Annotated in this window: 1 protein-coding gene; it reads left to right on the top strand. The window is 42.2% G+C overall.

The annotated features are described in order from the left end of the window. Nucleotides 1-626: DUF922 domain-containing protein (locus VNE01S_RS18750; protein WP_245649920.1), on the top strand; the 626-nt coding region annotated here is incomplete at its 5' end. Between the last annotated feature and the right edge of the window lie 120 nt (nt 627-746).

Below are 746 nucleotides of genomic sequence, written 5' to 3'. Positions count from 1 at the left end.
CGTTATATGCTTCAAGGAAAATAATGAAAAAAGTTGCACTTTCAATAGCGTGCTTAATGGCGTCCAGTCAGGCTAATGCCGACGTTAGGCTAGACTTTCCCTTCCTGAAAAAGTTTGAAGTGTATGAGATTAGCGGCAATAGTGTTGAAGAAATTGAACACTCTTTTAACTCTCGACCTGACTTTCTAGTAAATGAGGGCTTTGACGGGCACACCGCGTGGAAATATGACTTCCATACGAATGATGATTCTTGCGAAATTCATAAATTTGAGCTTGAAGTTACCTATACGCTTCCGAAGTTCGAAATGTCTAGGACTTCAGCTGAATCAGCTGAGGAGTTTCGCCCATATCTTGAGAAGCTCTATCGACATGAGCAGATTCATTGTGCGCTTGCAGTTAAGTCGATGCACGAAATGTATTTAGCCTTCAAACGTGGACAGCGTGGAGGGTGTAGTAGCGCAAATGAAAGAGTCATTGAGCTTGAAAGTGATTTGGTGGAAAGTAATGCTCTGTTTGACGTTTATACATCACATGGAGAAATTGAATTAGCAGAGTCTCCTTTTGGTGAGGGGCCTTACTTGAAAATATGCGAAATACCTTTCGCGCCACAGTCACCACGCATATAACAATCAATTTAAGAGTGATTCACAACGCTCGGCGCTCTCACTTCAATCTAGTTTAGTGTTTATGGCACAATGCTTTAGGTAGGGTGGTTAGCGTTGTTCACACCTTAATTGGGCGTTAGG

Origin of the sequence: Vibrio nereis NBRC 15637 (assembly GCF_001591105.1) — a bacterium.
In the GTDB taxonomy this organism is placed as follows: Bacteria; Pseudomonadota; Gammaproteobacteria; order Enterobacterales; family Vibrionaceae; genus Vibrio; species Vibrio nereis.
This window is presented reverse-complemented; position numbering and strand designations above follow the sequence as displayed.